Origin of the sequence: Blastococcus sp. TF02-8 (assembly GCF_003319175.1) — a bacterium.
Lineage (GTDB): Bacteria > Actinomycetota > Actinomycetes > Mycobacteriales > Geodermatophilaceae > Blastococcus.
In genome coordinates, this window is sequence record NZ_QOHK01000004.1 from 261,603 (window position 1) to 279,625 (window position 18,023).

Here is an 18,023-nt window from a genome sequence, read left to right on the forward strand (position 1 = left end):
CGTGTGACGACCGCCCCCGATCCGGGGCAGCCCCCGGCTGCGGGCCCGGTCGCGCCCCGGAGCGGGCGCACCGGGCTCCTCGCCGTGCTCGCGTTCGGCATCGCGCTGGCCGCCGTCGTCCCCGCGCTCCTGCCCGGCCACCCCCTGCTCCGGGTGCTCGTCGCGCTGCTCGGTCTGGCGCCCGTGACCGCCGTGCTCAGCGCCGTCTGCCGCCGCCAGCACCGGCTCGTCTCGGCGCTGCGCACCAGCCAGGCCGGTTTCCGCACCCTCGTGCGCAGCAGCGTCGACCCCGTCGTCATCCTCGACGACCGGCTGCGCGTCACCTTCGCCTCCCCCGCCGTCGCGACCCTCCTGGCCTGCGACCCCGCGACCCTCACCGGCCTCCCGCTCGAGCGGGCCATCCACCCCGACGACCGCGGCACGCTGTTCAGCACCCTCGCCGCCGCCGAGGGCGGCGAGTTCGCCGTCCGCACCGCCCGCGTCCGCACCGGCGACGGCCAGTGGCGGCTGATCCAGGCCACCGTCCGCGACCTGCGCACCGACCCCGAGGTCGGTGCGCTCGTCCTGTACTGCCGCGACGTCACCTCTCGCGGCCGCGGTGTCGACCCCGAGCTCCTCGAGCTCTCGCTCACCGACCCCGTCACCGGCCTGCCCAACCGGACGGCGCTCAGCCGCCGGCTGGCCGCCGTGCAGCGGCAGGTCGACACCCACCCCGTCGCGCTCGCCCTCATCTCCATCGACGGCCTCGCCGCCGCCACCGCCCGCCCCGGCACCGAGGAGACGGTGCTGCGCGTGCTCACCTCGCGGCTCACCCGCGAGCTGCGCGGCGAGGACTGGCTGGCCCGGGGCAAGGACGGCGACTTCGTCGTCCTCGTCGACGGCACGGTCTCCGACGCCGAGGTCGTCGCCACCCGCCTGATCAGCACGCTCGGCTACGTCGCCACCCCCGCCGGACCGCTCACCGCGACCGCCGGCGTCACCGGCCTGGCCTCCGACGTCGACCCGGGCGAGGCGCTGCGCCGCGCCGACCTGGCCCTCTACAGCGCTCGCAGCGCCGGCGTCGGCTCCGTGCACCGCTACGACGACGCCCTGCGCATCGCCCAGGACCGCCGCAGCACGCTGGCCCTCGACCTGGCCGGCGCGCTGACCCGCGGCGAGCTGCGGCTGGCGTTCCAGCCCGTCGTCGACGTCGTCATGCGCCGCACCACCTCCGTCGAGGCGCTGCTGCGCTGGCGGCACCCCGAGCTCGGCGACGTCTCGCCCCAGGAGTTCGTGCCGCTGGCCGAGGAGTCCCCGCTCATCACCGAGCTCGGGCGCTGGGTGCTGTTCGAGGCCTGCGACACCGTCGCCCGCCTGACCGACGACGAGCTGTCGGTCGCGGTCAACGTCTCCGCCCGCCAGATCCGCAGCGGCGAGCTCGTCACCGACGTCGTCGCCGCGCTGGAGGCCAGCGGGCTGCCCGCCTCCCGGCTGATCGTCGAGATCACCGAGTCGATGCTGCTCGACGCGCACGTCGTCGGGGACCTGGAGACCCTGCGCGAGCTGGGCGTGCGGGTCGCCGTCGACGACTTCGGCACCGGCTGGTCGTCGCTGGCCTACCTCGTCGGCATGCCCGTCGACGTGCTCAAGATGGACCAGCACTTCCTGGCCGACGTCGAGACCGACCCGCAGCGCCGGGCGCTGTGCCGCGCCGTCCTGCAGCTGGGCACCAGCCTCGGCCTGCCGGTCATCGTCGAGGGCGTGGCCACCCCGGCCGTGCTCGCGCTGATGAGCGACATGGGCCACCGCTTCGTGCAGGGCTACGCCTTCTCCCGCCCGCTGGAGGTCGAGCAGCTCGCCGCCGGCGCGTGGCGGACCGTTCCCGACCTCCCGGTCGCCGTCGCCCCCGAGGTGACGGCGTGACCTGGCTCCGCGACCTCCCGATCCAGCTGCGGTGGACCGTCGTCCTCGGCGCCCTCGGCCTGCACCTGGCCGTGCCGTTCAGCGCGCCCGACGGCACCGGCATGCAGTGGGACGAGCTCGTCCTCGGCTGCGTGGCCACCAGCTGCGCGGTCATGGTCTTCCGCCGCCTGGCCCGCATGGACCGCGCCGCCGCCCGCCCGTGGTGGCCGCCGGCGTTCGGGGCGGTCGGCTTCGCCGTCGCCCAGTTCCTCGCCGGTTCCTTCCCCGGCCCCGAGTTCGACGGCTTCGGGGTCGACGACGTCATCCTGCTGCTCGGCGCCACCTCGCCGCTGGTCACCTGCGCGATCCTCGCCCGTGGCGTCATCCGCACGCGGTGGAGCGCCCTGACCGTCGACGGCGCCGTCGTCGTCGCCGCGATCCTGGTCATCACCGAGGTCCTGCGCACCCCGCTGGTCAACCCGGAGAACGCCCCCGAGGACCTGCGCTCGCTGGTGCTGACCTACGGCGCCTACGCCGCCGTGATGCTCGGCGGTGCCGGGGTCATGTGCACCGTGTCGACGGCGGCCATGCGCCGCGCGGCCACCACGCTGCTCATCGGCGTCGCGCTGCAGGCCTCCGCGGCCGGCGCCGAGGCCATGGCGATCGTCTCGCCGTCCTGGCTCTGGACGGCGGTCTCGGACAGCGCCGTCGCCGGCGCGCTCGTCGCCGTCACCATCGCCGCCCACCGGGCCCCGCTGCGCCCGGTCGAGCGCACCGCCCGTGCCGCCGCCCCGCAGATCAGCTCCGCCGGGCTCGTCCTCGTCGCCGCCGCGGTGCTCGGCGTGCCCCTCGCGCTGCTCGGCGGCGTGCTGCAGGGCGCCGAGGTGACCGTCGGCGCCGAGCTCGGCATCGTCGCCGTCCTCGCCCTCATGGGCATCCGGGTCGTGCTCCGCATCCGCGAGGACAGCCGGGTCACCGAGGACCTCGTCCGCAGCGAGGAGGACTTCCGGGAGCTCATCGAGTCCAGCTCCGACGGCATCGCGATCATCGACGACCGGTTCGTCCTGCTCTTCACCTCCCCCGCCGCCCGGAGCCTGCTCGGCATCGACGGCGAGACCGACCGCGACGTCTCGCTGCTCGACCTCGTCGTCCCCGAGGACCGCGCGGCGGTGCACACCGGCACCCGCGCCCAGGCCGCCGGCGACGGCACCGCGCTGCACTTCCGCGTCCCGGTCGACGGCGCCCAGCCGCGGGAGCTCGAGGTCACCTCCTCCGAGCGCCCCGGCGGCACCCGGCGCGTGCTCTACCTGCGCGACGTGACCACCCGCCGGGTGCGCGAGCGCGAGCTGGAGCGCATGGCCTACACCGACCACCTCACCGGCCTGCCCAACCGCGTGCTGCTCTTCCGCGAGCTCGCCGTCGTCTCCGACGAGGAGCGCACCCTCCTGGTCCTGGACCTCGACGGGTTCAAGGCGGTCAACGACGTGTCCGGCCACGAGTCCGGCGACCAGCTGCTGGTCGAGGTCGCCCGCCGGCTGCACACCGTCGTCCGGGACGACGACCTGGTCGCCCGCCTCGGCGGCGACGAGTTCGCCGTTCTCGTCAGCGGTTCCGTGGCCGACGGCGAGGACGTCGCCCAGCGCGTCGTCGACGTGATGGCGCTGCCGTTCCGCGCCGGCGGGGAGACCTTCGCCGTGGGCGCCAGCGTCGGCGTCGCGGGGTTGGCCACCGTCGGCGGGCAGGCCGCCTTCCGCGCCGCCGACGCCGCCCTGCGCGAGGCCAAGCGCGCCGGCAAGGGCTGCGTGCGCCTGGCCGAGTACGACGCCCTGGTCGTCGACGGCATGGAGGACCTCAGCTTCGCGGCGGCCCTCGCCGAGGGCACCCTCTCGCTGCGCCTGGACGCCGCGTGCGACGCCGCCGGGAACATCCAGCTGGTGCACGCGACCCCGCTGTACGAGCACCCGGAGCGCGGCGTCGTCCGCGGCCTGGAGCTGTGGTCGGTCGCCGACCGGTTCGGCCGCATCCCGGACCTGCAGCGCTGGCTGCTGCGCGAGGCCTGCGCCGCCGTCACCGACCTGGACCCCTCGCTCGCCGTGGCGGTGAGCCTGCCCCCGGGCGCCGCCAACGCCGAGGGGCTGGCCCGCGAGGTCGCCGGCGCCGTCGGTGACGCCCGCCTCGACCCGGCCCGGCTCGTGCTCTCCTTCACCGAGGAGACGCTCATGACCTCCTCGGCCGCCCTCGTGCCCGAGCTGGAGGCGGTCCGGCGCACCGGCGTGCGGCTGTGCCTCGACGGCTACGGCATGGGCCATAGCATCTGGGCGCTGCTGGCGCGGGTGCCGCTGGACCTCGTCCGCGTCGAGCTGACCGCCCTGGCCGCCCGCGACGACACCGACCGTGCGCTCACCGTGCTGGGCTCCATCGCCCGCACCACGCAGGCCCTGGGGCTCACCTCGATCGCCGGCGCCCTCAGCACCGACGAGCAGCGCGACGCCGCCGTCGCCGCCGGCATGCACCTGGTGCACGGCCGCGCCCTGCCCTTCGACCTCACCGTCGAGGACCTGGCCGCCCAGCTCGCCGCGGGCCGCGCCGCCGCGCGCTGACGGCGTCCACCCCGTGACGAACGGGTGAACACCGCAGGGGCGCCCTGGTGACCCACCGGGCCGGTGGACGACAGTGGGGGTCGTGAGACCCGACGCCCGCGCCTGGTTCGAGGAGCGCACCAGCACCGCGACCTCGCTCGCCGACCTGGACATCGACGCCCTGCTGCGCGCCAAGCGCCGTGGCGGTCACCGCGTCAGCGTCGTCCTCCCCGCGCGTGACGAGGAGGCCACCGTCGGCCGGATCGTCACAGATCTGCGCGAGCACTGGGTGCTGCGAGTTCCGCTGGTCGACGAGCTGGTCGTGATGGACTCCGACTCCACCGACGACACCGCCGCCGTCGCGCGGGCCGCCGGTGCAACCGTGGTCGCCACCGCCGACGTGCTGCCCGGGCACGGCTCCCGGCCCGGCAAGGGCGAGGCGCTGTGGAAGTCCCTCGCCGCCACCACCGGCGACCTCGTCGTCTTCCTCGACGCCGACCTGCTCGGCGAGGTCACCCACTACGTGCCCGGGCTGCTGCGCCCCCTGCTCACCGACCCTCAGGTGCGCTACGTGAAGGGCTGCTACACCCGCCCGCTGGAGGTCGGCGGCACCGTCGTCCCGGCCGGTGGGGGGCGGGTCACCGAGCTGACCGCGCGCCCGCTGCTGAACGCGCTGTGGCCCGAGCTCGCCGGCGTCGTGCAGCCGCTGGGCGGTGAGTACGCCGGCCGTCGCACTGCTCTCGAGCGGGTGCCGTTCGTCTCCTCCTACGGGGTGGAGGTCGGGCTGCTGGTCGACCTGCTGCGCGCCGGGGGCCTCTCCTCGCTGGCCCAGGTGGACCTCGGCACCCGCCGGCACACCTCGCAGGGGGTGGAGGCGCTGGGCGAGATGGCCGGCCAGGTAGTGGCCACCGTGCTGTCGCGGGCCGCATCCACCCGCGCCCCCAGCGGCCTGCTCACCCGGTTCTCGCACGACGGCGAGGGCTTCGTGCCGCGGACCACCGGCGTCGCCGTCGACGAGCGGCCGCCGATGGTCACCGTCCCCGAGTACCGGGCCCGCCTCGCCGGCTGATCTCGCCCCCCGGGGCGTTTTGTGCACTTTCCGCCCGGGCGTTTCGTGCACTATCCGCCCGGGCGTTTTGTGCACGATCCGCCCGGCGGGGAGGATCTCCCCGTGCCGCTCCTCCCTTCCCGCTCCCCCCGGTGAGCTCCCCCGAGGTCGTCGCCCACCGCGGAGCCACCGCAGGAGCGCCCGAGCACACGCTCGCCGCCTACCGGCACGCCGTCGACATCGGTGCCGACGCCGTGGAGTGCGACGTCCGCATGACCCGCGACGGTGTGCTCGTCTGCGTCCACGACCGCCGGGTGCACCGGACGTCGAACGGGCGCGGTGTCGTCTCCACCCTGCGCCTGGCCGAGCTGGAGCAGTTCCAGTTCGGCCCCCGCCGCGGCCGGCTCGCGTGGAAGGACGACGAGATCCTCGCCGTCTCCGACGAGCCGGACGTGGAGAACGGGCTGGTGCTCACGCTGGAGCGGCTGCTCGAGTACGTGACCGCGACGCCGGGCACCGTGCGCCTGGCCATCGAGACCAAGCACCCGACCAGGCACGCGCGCCGGGTGGAGCAGGAGCTGGTCCGCTGCCTGCGCCGCTTCGGCCTCCTCGACGGCGACGAGCCCGCGTCGTGGGGCGGCCGGCCCGCGTTCCGGGTGATGAGCTTCTCGCAGCTCGCCGTCCGCCGGGTGCGCTCGATGGCGCCCGGCGTGCAGACGGTCCAGCTGATCGGCAAGCGGCTGCGGCCGGTGCGCTCGGAGCTGCTCTCCGGCTCGATGTCGGCGGTCGGCCCCGGGCTGGCGCTGCTCCGCGACGCTCCGGAGTACGTGGCCGAGGCGCACGCGGCCGGCAAGGAGGTGCACGTCTGGACGGCGAACGAGCCCGACGACATCGACTTCCTGCGCGACCTCGGCGTCGACGCGATGATCACCGACCGGCCCGACGAGGTGCTCCGCAGGCTCGGCCGCTGACCGCTCAGCTGCTGAGGTCGAGCCGGTCCAGCGCCGCGGCGATGTCACCGGGGGTGTCGAAGATCTCCAGGGCGCCGGCGTCGCGCAGCTCGTCGTCGCCGAACCCGCCGGAGCGGACGACGATCGACGGCATCCCCGCGTTCTTGCCGGCCTCGACGTCGTAGACCGAGTCGCCGACCAGGAAGCTCGGGGCGTCCACCGGCTCGCCGAGCTTCTTCAGCGCCACCTGCAGGAGGTCGGGCGCGGGCTTGGTGGCCTCGACGTCCTCGCTGGTGGTCCACGCCTCGGCGAGATCACGCGCGTCGAGCAGGTCGAGCGAGTGGTCGACGTGGTGCGGCTTGCCCGAGCTGGCCAGCACGACCCGGTGCCCGCGCTCCTTGAGCGCCAGCAGCAGCTCGCGGGCGCCCGGGAGCACCGCGACCTCCTCCATCAGCGGGTCGGCCTCGGTGACCCAGCGCTCGCGCGCCGCCTCGCCGATCCGCTCCTCGACCTCGTCGCCGCCGAGCGCGGACACCAGCTGGTCACCGCCCATGCCGATCAGCCGGTGGATGCGCCAGATCGGGAAGGTCTCCCCCAGCGAACGGAAGGCCCGGTACCAAGCCAGGGCGTGCTGGTAGTTGGTGTCGACGAGGGTGCCGTCGACGTCGAGGACGGCGATGCGCGGGGAGCTCATGCGCGCTCACTGCCCCTTCCCGGCGGTTTGTGCACTTTCTGCCGGGGCGGAAAGTGCACAAACCGCCCGGGAGGGGTCAGTCGGCGTGGACGAGGAGGCCGCGGACGGTCTCGCCGGCGGCCTGGTCGCGATAGCCCTGGTTGACCTCGTCCAGCGAGTAGCGCTTCGTGATCAGCCGGTCGAGCTCGAGCCGGCCCTCCTCGTGCATGCGCAAGAGGCGCGGGATGTCGGTGAACGGGTTGCACGAGCCGAACATCGAGCCCTGCACCCGGTGCTCGAACACGGTGGCGATCTGCCCGTTGAGCGCGACCTGACCGTCGGAGGGCCGGTCGCCCAGCGCGGTGAGCACCAGCGTGCCGCCCTTGCCCAGGCACGCCGCGGCGCCCTTGTAGACCTCGGCCGACATCTTCCCGACGGTCACGACGACGACGTCCGCGCCCGTGCCCCGCGACAGCTCCCGGGCCAGGTCGACCGCCTCGTCGGTGCTCGCCACGGTGCGGGTGGCGCCCAGCGACTCGGCGAACTCCCGCTTCATGGCCACCGGGTCCACGCCGATCACGTGCATGGCACCGGCGTGCACGGCGCCCTGCACCGCGTTCACGCCCACACCGCCCAGCCCGACCACGACGACGACGTCGCCCGGCCGCGTGCCGCCGGCGTAGACCGCCGACCCCCAGCCAGTGGGCACGCTGCAGGCGGTGAGCGCCGCGGTGTCCAGGGGCAGCCAGGGGTCGATCCTCACGCAGGAGAACTCGCTCAGCAGCGTGTGCCGGGCGAAGGCGCCGACCATGCAGAAGCCGCCGAGCTCCTCGCCCTCGAGCCGGTAGGGGTACTGGCCGCCCGGCAGCAGGCCGGTGGCGATGGTCGCGCCCTTGTCGCAGATGTTCGAGCGGCCGCTCGCGCAGTACCGGCAGTGCCCGCACGCCGGCAGGAAGCTCGTGACGATGTGGTCGCCCGGCGCCACGCCCGTCACGCCCGGACCCACGGCCTGGACGACGCCGGAGCCCTCGTGCCCGCCCACGATCGGGTAGCGGCCGCCCGGGTTGGCGTGCCGCAGGTGCTCGTCGGAATGGCACAGGCCGGCGTAGGCCATCTCCACGAGCACCTCGCCCGGCCCCGGGTCACGGACCTCCAGCTCGACGATCTCGTACTCGGTGTCCGGCTGGCGCAGGACGGCTGCTCGGGTGAGCACCGGGGGTCCTCCTCGAAGGTGGCGGGCGGCGGCGGGGATCATGGTGCCTGGTGGGCCGGACCGGTCCGCACACCCCTGCCGGCGACGCCGGAGTCACATACCGACCGGCCAGTCTTGTCGCCAACGGGAACGCTCGGTGCCTATGCTCGCACTGTGGGTGAGCTCAGCGACCGACGCGCGCAGAAGAAGGCACAGACCCGGGCTCACGTCCGGGCCATCGCGCACCGGATGTTCGCCGAGCGCGGCTTCGACGCGGTCACCATCGCCGACGTGGCCCGCGAGGCCGACGTGGCCGTGCAGACGGTGTTCAACCACTTCGCCACCAAGGAAGAGCTCTTCTTCGACGGGCGCACGCCGTGGGTCACCGGCCCCGCCGACGCCGTGCGCGGCCGCACTCCCGGCACGGATCCGCTCGTCGCTCTGCGCGACTACCTGGTCGACCTCGTGCGCCGACGGTTCGGCGCCATGTCGGCCCGGGAGAATCGCGAGTACCACGCGGCGATCGAGGCATCGTCCACGCTCCTGGCGCGGGAGCGGGACCTGGTCCACGACAGCGAGCTGCGGCTGGCCGGGGCGCTCCGGGAGGAGTGGACCGCCGACACCACCTGGGCTCCCGGCGACCCGGCGACCGCAGCGACGCTGACCGCGGCCACCTGGCTGGCCACGGTGCGAGCGCTGATCGTGAACAACCGGAGCCGGGTGCGCGAGGGCGTCTGCCCTCAGGAGATCGCCGACACGCTGGGCACACTGGCCGAGGAGCTCTTCGACGCCGTCATGGCGACGCTGCCCGAGATGCAGCAGCGCGTCGGCGGGGTGGCGCTCCCCTCGACCCCCACCCTGGGTCGCCGCGCCGGCTGATCCCCTGCGCGAGCCCCGATCAGGCGGGAACCGGCTCCGCGGCCCCACGCAGCACCGGCATGAGCACCTCGTCGACGACGAAGACGAGGTTCTCCGCCGTCACCGGCTCGGCCGTCCGGTAGCGCTGCCACCAGAACGCCTCCAGCATCGCCGCCAGGAGCCGCTCGCGGGTCGGGCGGATCGCCTCGCCCCTGCTGCCGGCGCGCTCGGCGAGGGTGTGCACGGCCTCACGGAGGGGGCGCACCACGGCGTCGTCGAGCGCCGCCCGCAGTTCCTCGTCGTGGCAGGCCGCGCCCACCAGGCTGGCGATCGCACGCTCCTCGCGGTCCAGCGGCGCGGTCCAGCGGTGGAGGAGCCCGAGGAGGTCCTCCCGCAGGGAGCCGGAGTCCTCCGGGACGACGACGAGGCGGAAGCGCCGGACGGCGGCGCGGGCCATCGCGGCCATGGTGGGCCAGCGGCGGTAGATCCCCGCCTTGCCGGCGCGGGCGCGGGCCGCGACCCGGTCGCTGTTGAGCCGACCCCATCCCTCGTCGGCCAGGATGTCGACGGCGACGGCGAGCAGCTGCTCGGACAACTCGGCGCTCAGCGGGCGGCCGGGAGAGCCGGTCACGACACGATCCCGGCACAGCTGGTCATCTGCACCGGGACATAGTGGCCGCTCGATGGAGTGACCACAACGATCTTCGCCGCATATCTGCCGACGAGTTCCCGCTGGTCAGCCCCGCGCCCTCCGATCACGCGCCCGCAGCGCTCTCCACGTGCACCTGGATGCTGCCTCCGTCGTCGGACAACCAGCCCTTGCTCCGCGCCGCGGCGACCATCGCGTCCCACTGGGTCGCCCAGTCGGCAGCGGTCGCGCGCGGCTCCGCGGCGGCCCGCAGCGCCGCAGCGTCGAGGAAGGCGGTCTCGGCGTCCTTCAGCCGGCCCAGTCCCGAGCGCTCGAGCGCCTGCCCGGCCTCCTCGTCGGTGACCTGGCCGAGCGCCAGGTGCAGCCGGCCCAGGTCGTCGACGTCCACGACCCGCGCCTCGGGGCGCTCGTCCGCGCCGGTGATGACCTCGACGATCATGGTGCTCTCCTCGTAGCGGTGGACTTCGGCGTCCGGGGAGTCCCCAGTCGTCAGCGGCTCACACGTGCCACGGGAACCGGCCGAAGTCGGGGTCGCGCTTCTCGAGGAAGGCGTCCCGGCCCTCCACGGCCTCCTCGGCCATGTAGGCCAGCCGCGTGGTCTCCCCCGCGAACAGCTGCTGGCCGACCAGGCCGTCGTCGATGAGGTTGAACGAGTACTTCAGCATCCGCTGCGCCGTCGGGCTCTTCGCCACGATCTTCCGGCCCCAGTCCAGGGCGGTCGCCTCCAGCTCGGCGTGCGGGACGACCCGGTTGACCATGCCCATGCGGTGCGCGTCCTCGGCGGTGTACTCGTCACCCAGGAAGAAGATCTCGCGGGCGAACTTCTGGCCGACCTGGCGGGCGAGGTAGGCCGAGCCGAAGCCCCCGTCGAAGCTGCCGACGTCGGCGTCGGTCTGCTTGAACCGCGCGTGCTCGGCGCTGGCCAGCGTCAGGTCGGCGACGACGTGCAGGCTGTGCCCGCCACCGGCGGCCCAGCCGGGCACCACGCAGATCACGACCTTGGGCATGAAGCGGATGAGCCGCTGGGCCTCGAGGATGTGCAGCCGGCCGCTCGACCGGCCCTTGTCGTGCTCGTAGCCGTACTTCCCGCGCACCCGCTGGTCCCCGCCGGAGCAGAACGCCCAGCCGCCGTCGCGGGGGCTGGGGCCGTTGCCGGTGAGGATCACGCAGCCGACGTCGGTGGACAGGCGCGCGTGCTCCAGGGCCTCGATCAGCTCGTCCACCGTCTGCGGGCGGAAGGCGTTGCGCACCTCAGGGCGGTCGAAGGCGATCCGCACGACGCCGGCGTCCACGGCGCGGTGGTAGGTGACGTCCTCGAAGTCGAAGCCCTCGACGGGCGCCCAGGCGGAGCTGTCGAAGATCTCGGAGACGTCGTCGCGCGCGGTCATGCGCCGAACCTAGCCGGGGCCGATCAGCCGACCGGACGCCGCCGGGTCACTTGCCGCCACCGAGCACCCCGCCGACACCGCCGAGCGTGTCACCCACGCCGCCGACGACGCCCCCGACGACGCTGGTCAGCACGCCGTTGATGACCTCGCAGGGGCAGGGCCGGCCCTTCGAGTCCGTCTTCGGCTCCTCCGGAGGCGGCGGGGGCGGCTGCTGCTGGGTCCCGCCGCCGGTGTTCGTCGTGCCGCCGCTGGTCGTGCCGCCGCCACCGGTGGAACCGCCGCCGCTCGGCGCCGGTGCGGGCGCCGGAGCGCCGCCGGCCGTCCAGCCGGAGCCGCCCGAGCCGGAGCCACCCGAGCCGGAGCCGCCACCGCCCGTGGTTCCGCCACCGCCCGTGGCTCCGCCCCCGCCGGCGCTCCCGCCACCACCGGAGGCGCCGCCACCCCCGGCCTGGCCGCCGCCGCTCCCGGCGCCGCCGGACTGGGCGTCGCCGGCCGGGGCAAGGGGCGTGTCACCGGGCGCCGGCGTGCGGTTGGCCTCCGTGGTGATCCCGGCCGGCCCGCTGGTCGGGGAACCGCCGCCGAAGACCCCCTCGGAGTCGCGCGACGATCCACCGCCACTGCCGCCGTCACCGGACCCGCCGCCCAGGAGCACGAGGGTCAGCGGGACGGCGATGACCATTCCCGCGCAGAGCAGGGCGAACGCGAGGAGGAAGCCGTTGCGGCGCGTGCGGCGCCCGTGGCGGCCGGCCCCGGAGCCGGTGGAGCCGTGACGTCCGGTGGGGGCTGCGGCGTGGCGGGACAGGACGAGCTCCTTCATGGCGTGCGGTGACGCTGCCCCGCCCCGAGCCGGGGAGAGGACATCGGAGGGAGAGTGCCCAGCCCTCCGTCAGGTATTCATCCGATCGGTGGACGCATCAGGAGCCACAGGCGTCCCAGCGAGGCGGCGAGCCCGGGGTGCAGCTCGACGTCGGCGAGGCGCGCCCGGGGCACCCACGCCACGCCGTCGCTCTCGCCGTCCAGCCGCAGGTCGGAGGCCTCGAACGGGCGCGCCGGGCGGGCGAGCACGGTCGTGTAGGCCCAGCCGCCGTGGTCGTCGACCGAGTGCTCGCCGAGCACCAGGTCCTCCGGGGTGAGGCCGAGCTCCTCCCCCGCCTCGCGCAGCGCACCGGCCTCCGGTGCCTCGCCGGCGTGGAGCGCGCCGCCGGGCGTGCCCCAGGTGCCGCCGTGGTGGGACCAGGTCGCCCGGTGCTGCAGCAGCAGCTCGGGACCGTCCTCGCCGTCCCGGTGGATCAGCAGGCCGGCGGCCCCGGCGCGGCCCCAGTGCCGGTGCCCCTGCGCGCACAGGGTCCAGCCGTCGGTCGAGCTCAGCACGCATCCAGTGAACCCTGCGCCGGCGGCCGCCGCCGGGAGCGGGACCACTCCCCCTCCGAAGCTCCGACCCTGCTCACTCCTGTGAGCAGGGTCGGACTGTCGCAGGACTAAGTTCCGTGGGGGCACCCCGGCGGCGGGTGCACGGCGACGGAGGACGGACCCGCATGACCACGACGACGACGATGGCCGAGCTGGACGGGCTGATCGGCACCGAGCTCGGCACGAGCGACTGGTACGAGGTCACGCAGGAGCACGTGAACCTCTTCGCCGACGCCACCGGCGACCACCAGTGGATCCACATCGACGTCGAGCGCGCGACCAAGGAGAGCCCCTTCGGTGGCCCCATCGCGCACGGGTACCTCACGCTGTCGCTGCTCGTGCCGCTGTTCGGCCAGGTCCTGCTCGTCACCGACACGGTGATGGGCGTGAACTACGGGCTGAACAAGGTGCGCTTCCCCTCCCCGGTGCCGGTGGGCTCCCGGGTGCGGCTGACCGCGACGCTGGCCGGGGTCGAGGAGATCGCCGGCGGCAAGCAGCTGACCTTCTCCTGCGTCATCGAGCGCGAGGGCGGCGACAAGCCGGTCTGCATCGCCGAGCCGGTCTACCGCTACTACGGCGGCTGACGCTTGCGCATCGCCGTCTTCACCGGGTCGCACGCCGGTCCGCCCACGCACACCGCGGCAGCCGCCGCCTTCGCGACCGACCTGGCCCGGGCCGGGGTCGGGATCGTCTACGGCGGCGGGCACGTGGGGATGATGGGCACGGTCGCCGACGCCGCCCTGGCCGCCGGCGGCGAGGTCATCGGCGTCATGCCCCAGCACCTGGTCGACGACGAGGTCGCGCACGCGGGCCTGCCGCGGCTCGACGTCGTGCAGACGATGCACGAGCGCAAGGCGCGCATGGCGGAGCTCTCCGACGCCTTCGTCGCGCTGCCCGGCGCGGCCGGCACGCTCGAGGAGCTGTTCGAGGCCTGGACGTGGGGGATGCTCGGCCTGCACGCGAAGCCCACCCTGCTGCTCGACGTCGACGGTTTCTGGCAGCCGCTGCTCGGCCAGCTCCGCCGGATGGTCGACGACGGCTACCTCGACGCCCGGCGGCTCGAGGCGCTGGGCGTGGTCGAGGACGCCGCGGGGCTGCTGACCTTCGTCGAGGGCTACGAGCACCCGCCGCGGAAATGGACGGCGCGGTAGATGTAACCCCCCAGCAACACGAATCGTGGTGCACTGGGGCGATGCCTTCTCGCCAGGTCTCCGACAGCCGGATCGTCCACGGGCACAAGCGCGCCTTCATCCGCGCGGGGAGCGGACCGGTCCTCCTCCTGCTGCACGGCATCGGGAACAACTGCCAGACCTGGGCCAAGGTCATCGACCGGCTGGCGCAGACGCACACCGTGATCGCGCCCGACCTCCTGGGGCACGGCAACTCCGACAAGCCGCGCGGCGACTACTCGCTGGCCGCCTACGCCAACGGGATGCGCGACCTGCTCACCGTGCTCGACGTCGAGCGCGCGACCGTCGTCGGCCACTCCCTGGGCGGCGGCATCGCGCTGCAGTTCGCCTACCAGTTCCCCGAGCGCTGCGAGCGGCTCGCCCTGGTGGGCAGCGGTGGCCTCGGCCCGGAGCTCTCCGCCGGGCTCCGCGCCGCCACCCTTCCGGGTGCGGAGCTCGTCATCACCGCCCTCGCCGAGGTCTCCCCGCCGCTGCGCGCGGGCCTGCAGGCGGTGGAGAACGTGGGCCGGGTGGCCGGGTGGCGGCGGCTCGGCGACCTCGCCCAGGCACTCGACGCCCTGCTGGGGCTCAAGGACATCGAGGCACGGCGGGCCTTCCTGCGCACACTGCGCGGCGTCGTGGACGCGCGCGGGCAGTCGGTCACGGCGCTGGACCGGATCTACCTCGCCGATTCGGTGCCGATGCTGGTCATCTGGGGCAGCCGCGACCCGATCGTCCCGGCCCAGCACGCCGAGGCGGTGCGCACGCTCGTGCCCTCGGCCCGGGTCGAGGTCTTCGAGGGCGCCGGGCACTGGCCGCACCTGGACGAGCCGGGCCGGTTCTGCGACGTGCTGCTCGACTTCATCGCCACCACCGAGCCGGCGAACCACGACCTGGACAGCTGGCGGCGGCTGCTCGCGCAGAACTGGGACGGCGTGCCGAGGCCCGTCGGGCGCTGATCCGCGCCGCTGCCTAGCGTCCCGGGCATGCACCCCACCCGCCCCGAGCACTGGGACGTCGTCGTCGTGGGGGGCGGGCCGGCCGGTTCGGCGGCCGCCCTGGCCGCGCGGCGGGCCGCCCCCGACGCGCGCGTCCTCGTCCTCGACCGCGCCGACTTCCCGCGCGACAAGGTCTGCGGTGACGGCATCGCCCCCGAGGCCCTCGACGTCCTGGCCGGGCTGGGGCTGGACCCGGCTTTCGTCACCTCCGGCTATCCGGCCGTCCCCCGGCTCCGGCTGCGCTCGCCCCGCGACACCACGGTGGAGCGGGCCACCCGGCGCCCTTCCCACGTGATCCCCCGCGCCGTCCTCGACGCTCGGCTGGTCGCAGCGGCACAGGACGCCGGCGCCGAGCTGCGCCGGTGGCAGGTCCGGCACGTCCGCATGCGCGGCCGCCACGTGGAGCTGGACCGCGCACTCACCGCCGACGTCGTCGTGGCGGCCGACGGCGCGGAGTCCGTGGTCCGCCGGGCGTTGCGGGTGCAGCGCAACCTGCCGCACCAGCTCGCCGTGGCGATCCGCGGCTACGCGCCCGAGCCGCCCGGCCAGTCCGGCGTCCAGGTGCTGATCACGACCGAGCAGCGCTGGCCGGCCTACGCCTGGTCCTTCCCGCTCGGCGACGGGCGGGCCAACGTCGGTTACGGCGAGCTGGTCTCCGGCGGGGCCACCCGTGCCGGCCTGGTCGAGGGGCTGCACCGCTTGCTCCCCGGCGTCGAGGTCGAGGCGCTGCGGGCGCACCGGTTGCCGCTGAGCACCGGGCGGCCGCGGCAGCCCGACGGGCGGGTGCTGCTGGCCGGCGACGCGGCGTCGCTGATCAACCCCCTCACCGGCGAGGGGATCTTCTACGCGGTGCTGTCGGGAGCGCTCGCGGGCGAGGCGGCCGTCTCCGGCGGCGATCCGGGGGCATCGATGCGCCGCGCTCTGAGCCGTCGCCTCGGACGGCACCTGCTGCACTCGTCGGTGGCCTCCCGGCTCAGCAGCCGTCCGGCCCTGATGGACGCCGTCCTCCGCGCCGCCGCCCACGACCAGCGGGTGTTCGACGACGTCGTGGACCTCGGGCTGGCCGACGGCCGGCTCCGGGCGCGCACGCTGGCCGCGGCGGTCCGCCGGCTGCGCTGAGCCGGCTCAGGCGAACGCGACCTCGACGCGGCCGCGACCGCCGCGCTTGGCGGCGTAGAGCGCGTCGTCGGCCGCTGCGTACAGCGTGCGCAGGTCGTCCCCCGACCGGTCGGCGTGCGCGACGCCGAGGCTGATGGAGAGGCCGTAGAGGGTGCCGTCGGGCAGCACCAGCGGCTCGCCCCGGACGGCGTCGAGGAGCTGCTCGGCGCGGCGGACGGCGGTGTCGCGCGTGCAGTCCCTCAGCAGCACGGCGACCTCGTCGCCGCCCATCCGGCTCACGACCGCATCGCTGGAGCGCGTCTGCTGCTTGATGATCTTCGAGAGGTGCACCAGGGCGTCGTCGCCGGCGAGATGCCCGTGCGCGTCGTTGATGGACTTGAACTCGTCGACGTCCATGAGCAGCAGCGCCGTCCCGGCCTCGGGGCCGGTGCGGGCCAGCGCCGTGGTGAGCGCGCGGTCCAGAACGCGGCGGGTGACCAGGCCGGTCAGCGCATCGACGTCGGCCTGGCGGGTGAGCGCCCCGACGAGCCGTTCCTGCGCGTTCACCGAGCGGGTCAGCAGCCCACCGGTCACCCCGAGCATGCAGCCGAAGAAGACGAAGTCGGTGAAGGCGGACTCCACGGCGTGCGTGGTGAACAGCATGATCCCGCCGGCCACGATCGTCTGGGCGGTGACGAGCACCGCCCCTGCCGTCCGCAGGTGGAACCCGGCGTACAGGACGACGAAGACGAGGAAGGCCTGGCCCCGCGTGGACGTGCCGCCGGCCTCGACGGCGAGCGCGCAGAGGACCGTCACGCCGATCACGGCCAGCCCGATGAACCCGCCGACCCGGTCCAGCCGCTGCGCGGGGACCCAGTGGAAGATGCCGGCCGTCGCGGACAGCCCGGCACAGCAGGCCCACACGACGGCACTGCTGGCGTCGCTGTCGGTCGAGGGCCCGATCACCCCGACCAGGGCCATCATCCCGGTGCAGACCAGGAGCACGATCACCGCCGTGCGTGCGGCGGTGCGCGGGTCACGCGCGCGCAGCGACGCCGGGATGCTCACCTCCTCCCATCGGCACGCAACCCCCGTGACATGAGCGGAATACCTGGTTCCGGAATGTTGTCCTGACCCGTCCGGGGGAGCCGGTCAGCGCAGGGCGGTCACCATGGTGGAGCCGGCCGGGCCGAACATCTCCACGACGAAGCCGAGCTGGGCCAGGACGTCGGCGATCGTGCCGTTCATCAGCTCCTGCACCGCGCCGTCGGCCTCCGGACCACGCGACCCCTGGACGCTGAGCCGGTGGTGGGTGCGCCAGCTGACCACGACGCCGCAGGTCACCGTGTCGGGCGCCAGCCAGACGCCGCCGGTCGGGGTCTCCTGGTTCGCGTCGTACAGCGGCAGCCCCGCCTCGACCAGGGCCGCGGTGATCTCCACGACCAGCGTGGTCAGCGGGTCGGTGTCGGTCAGCAGGGCGTCCCAGTCCTCGGGCAGCCGGTCCAGCTGGTCGCCCAGCTCGGCCAGCCAGGCCCGGTCCTCCGGGGAGGGGCGCGGGGCGATCGTGCCGTCCGCGCGCCGGGCACCGTAGACGGTGACGGCGGGCAGCTCGGCGGCCAGCGCAGCCCAGTCCGCGTCGAGCTTGTCGTCGAAGGGCCCGCTCAGCACCTGGGCGTCCTCGCCGACCAGCCACCACGTCGGCGCGGTCGCGGCGGGCGCCGGCGGCGCCTCCACCGGACGGACGGCGACGGCGACCTGACCCTGCCCCTCCGCGCTGGGCCGAGGGCCCCCCGCGGCGGCGCGACGGCCGGCCGGGTGGTTGCTCATGCTGCGGGCGATCGCGGCCTCGGACGTGCGTGCGCCGTTCCGCTCGAACTCGTAGCGGGCGGTCGAACTGGCGCCGAGGATCACCACCACCGCGGTCGACAGCAGAAAGCCCAGCAGCGCGGTGGCCGGCCACAACAGCAACGTGCCCATGGTCACGGGGGAGACTCCTCGGTGCCCTCGCCGCGGCGGGAAGTACCGCGGTGTGGGGAAGAAGTTACGGCCGCCGACGCCGCCGACCACCCGGTTTCGGAGCACCCCGGACCGCCCCGTCACCGGATCGTTGCGCAGGCCCACCTGTGACGT

At 74.6% G+C, this 18,023-nt stretch carries 18 protein-coding genes; 9 read left to right on the forward strand and 9 right to left on the reverse strand.

The genetic code is table 11. The features are described 5' to 3' along the window. Positions 1-3: 3 nt before the first annotated feature. From DQ237_RS10475 to DQ237_RS10490, 4 genes are all read left to right on the forward strand, one after another. Positions 4-1,902, forward strand: a complete 1,899-nt coding sequence (locus tag DQ237_RS10475) for a bifunctional diguanylate cyclase/phosphodiesterase (protein WP_113799865.1) — start codon at positions 4-6, stop codon at positions 1,900-1,902. Beyond that, on the forward strand, positions 1,899-4,481 hold the full coding sequence (locus DQ237_RS10480; RefSeq protein WP_113799867.1) for a diguanylate cyclase domain-containing protein: 2,583 nt from the start codon (positions 1,899-1,901) through the stop codon (positions 4,479-4,481). Before DQ237_RS10475 ends, DQ237_RS10480 begins: the two co-directional genes overlap by 4 nt. Before the next feature lie 82 nt (positions 4,482-4,563). Next, positions 4,564-5,529, forward strand: a complete 966-nt coding sequence (locus tag DQ237_RS10485) for a glucosyl-3-phosphoglycerate synthase (RefSeq protein WP_113799869.1) — start codon at positions 4,564-4,566, stop codon at positions 5,527-5,529. Positions 5,530-5,660: 131 nt separating this feature from the next. After that, the gene (locus DQ237_RS10490; protein WP_113799871.1) at positions 5,661-6,479 is read left to right on the forward strand and encodes a glycerophosphodiester phosphodiesterase family protein; all 819 of its coding nucleotides are present in this window, start codon (positions 5,661-5,663) and stop codon (positions 6,477-6,479) included. 4 nt (positions 6,480-6,483) lie between these two features. On the opposite strand, the gene DQ237_RS10495 is transcribed toward DQ237_RS10490, so the two are convergent. Next, a complete protein-coding gene (locus DQ237_RS10495) occupies positions 6,484-7,152 on the reverse strand; it encodes an HAD family hydrolase (protein ID WP_113799873.1) in 669 nt (222 codons plus the stop codon). 76 nt (positions 7,153-7,228) lie between these two features. Further along, positions 7,229-8,344, reverse strand: coding sequence for an NDMA-dependent alcohol dehydrogenase (locus DQ237_RS10500; RefSeq protein WP_113799875.1), 1,116 nt, complete (start codon positions 8,342-8,344; stop codon positions 7,229-7,231). 153 nt (positions 8,345-8,497) lie between these two features. On the opposite strand from DQ237_RS10500, the gene DQ237_RS10505 reads away from it, so the two are divergent. Continuing rightward, complete coding sequence (locus DQ237_RS10505) at positions 8,498-9,202, forward strand: TetR/AcrR family transcriptional regulator (RefSeq protein WP_113799877.1); 705 nt, start codon at positions 8,498-8,500, stop codon at positions 9,200-9,202. Positions 9,203-9,221: 19 nt separating this feature from the next. Here DQ237_RS10505 and DQ237_RS10510 read toward each other — a convergent pair whose 3' ends face one another. The 5 genes from DQ237_RS10510 to DQ237_RS10530 form a co-directional block, all read right to left on the reverse strand. Beyond that, positions 9,222-9,812, reverse strand: coding sequence for a TetR-like C-terminal domain-containing protein (locus DQ237_RS10510; protein WP_113799879.1), 591 nt, complete (start codon positions 9,810-9,812; stop codon positions 9,222-9,224). A gap of 124 nt (positions 9,813-9,936) precedes the next feature. Next, positions 9,937-10,269, reverse strand: coding sequence for a hypothetical protein (locus DQ237_RS10515; protein WP_113799881.1), 333 nt, complete (start codon positions 10,267-10,269; stop codon positions 9,937-9,939). A gap of 58 nt (positions 10,270-10,327) precedes the next feature. Continuing rightward, positions 10,328-11,218 (reverse strand): 1,4-dihydroxy-2-naphthoyl-CoA synthase, encoded by an 891-nt coding sequence (locus DQ237_RS10520; protein ID WP_113799883.1) that lies wholly within the window; start codon positions 11,216-11,218, stop codon positions 10,328-10,330. A gap of 46 nt (positions 11,219-11,264) precedes the next feature. Beyond that, positions 11,265-12,035 carry a hypothetical protein gene (locus tag DQ237_RS10525; RefSeq protein WP_113799885.1) on the reverse strand — a complete coding sequence of 257 codons (771 nt, stop codon included), beginning with the start codon at positions 12,033-12,035 and terminating at the stop codon, positions 11,265-11,267. Between the two features lie 77 nt (positions 12,036-12,112). After that, positions 12,113-12,589, reverse strand: a complete 477-nt coding sequence (locus tag DQ237_RS10530) for an NUDIX domain-containing protein (protein ID WP_113800109.1) — start codon at positions 12,587-12,589, stop codon at positions 12,113-12,115. A 164-nt stretch (positions 12,590-12,753) separates the two neighbouring features. Between DQ237_RS10530 and DQ237_RS10535 the strand changes: the two genes are divergently transcribed. From DQ237_RS10535 to DQ237_RS10550, 4 genes are read left to right on the forward strand one after another with little or no spacing between them, the layout of a single operon-like run. Continuing rightward, the gene (locus DQ237_RS10535) at positions 12,754-13,212 is read left to right on the forward strand and encodes a MaoC family dehydratase (protein WP_113799887.1); all 459 of its coding nucleotides are present in this window, start codon (positions 12,754-12,756) and stop codon (positions 13,210-13,212) included. 3 nt (positions 13,213-13,215) lie between these two features. Continuing rightward, positions 13,216-13,779, forward strand: coding sequence for a TIGR00730 family Rossman fold protein (locus DQ237_RS10540; protein WP_113799889.1), 564 nt, complete (start codon positions 13,216-13,218; stop codon positions 13,777-13,779). Positions 13,780-13,820: 41 nt separating this feature from the next. After that, positions 13,821-14,756: an alpha/beta fold hydrolase gene (locus DQ237_RS10545; RefSeq protein WP_113799891.1), complete on the forward strand. Its 936-nt coding sequence runs from the start codon at positions 13,821-13,823 to the stop codon at positions 14,754-14,756. Between the two features lie 27 nt (positions 14,757-14,783). Then, positions 14,784-15,914 (forward strand): NAD(P)/FAD-dependent oxidoreductase, encoded by a 1,131-nt coding sequence (locus DQ237_RS10550; RefSeq protein WP_113799893.1) that lies wholly within the window; start codon positions 14,784-14,786, stop codon positions 15,912-15,914. Between the two features lie 6 nt (positions 15,915-15,920). Here DQ237_RS10550 and DQ237_RS10555 read toward each other — a convergent pair whose 3' ends face one another. After that, positions 15,921-16,961: a GGDEF domain-containing protein gene (locus DQ237_RS10555; RefSeq protein WP_113799895.1), complete on the reverse strand. Its 1,041-nt coding sequence runs from the start codon at positions 16,959-16,961 to the stop codon at positions 15,921-15,923. Positions 16,962-17,045: 84 nt separating this feature from the next. After that, on the reverse strand, positions 17,046-17,870 hold the full coding sequence (locus DQ237_RS10560; protein WP_369832214.1) for a hypothetical protein: 825 nt from the start codon (positions 17,868-17,870) through the stop codon (positions 17,046-17,048). Positions 17,871-18,023 lie beyond the last annotated feature (153 nt).

What these genes read in the sequence shown, in the direction of transcription:
- DQ237_RS10525 (WP_113799885.1), bottom strand. Translation starts at nt 12,035, where the DNA reads ATGAAGGAGCTCGTCCTGTCCCGCCACGCCGCAGCCCCCACCGGACGT.
- DQ237_RS10520 (WP_113799883.1), bottom strand. Translation starts at nt 11,218, where the DNA reads ATGACCGCGCGCGACGACGTCTCCGAGATCTTCGACAGCTCCGCCTGG.
- DQ237_RS10515 (WP_113799881.1), bottom strand. Translation starts at nt 10,269, where the DNA reads ATGATCGTCGAGGTCATCACCGGCGCGGACGAGCGCCCCGAGGCGCGG.
- DQ237_RS10535 (WP_113799887.1), top strand. Translation starts at nt 12,754, where the DNA reads ATGACCACGACGACGACGATGGCCGAGCTGGACGGGCTGATCGGCACC.
- DQ237_RS10495 (WP_113799873.1), bottom strand. Translation starts at nt 7,152, where the DNA reads ATGAGCTCCCCGCGCATCGCCGTCCTCGACGTCGACGGCACCCTCGTC.
- DQ237_RS10545 (WP_113799891.1), top strand. Translation starts at nt 13,821, where the DNA reads ATGCCTTCTCGCCAGGTCTCCGACAGCCGGATCGTCCACGGGCACAAG.
- DQ237_RS10560 (WP_369832214.1), bottom strand. Translation starts at nt 17,870, where the DNA reads ATGGGCACGTTGCTGTTGTGGCCGGCCACCGCGCTGCTGGGCTTTCTG.
- DQ237_RS10550 (WP_113799893.1), top strand. Translation starts at nt 14,784, where the DNA reads ATGCACCCCACCCGCCCCGAGCACTGGGACGTCGTCGTCGTGGGGGGC.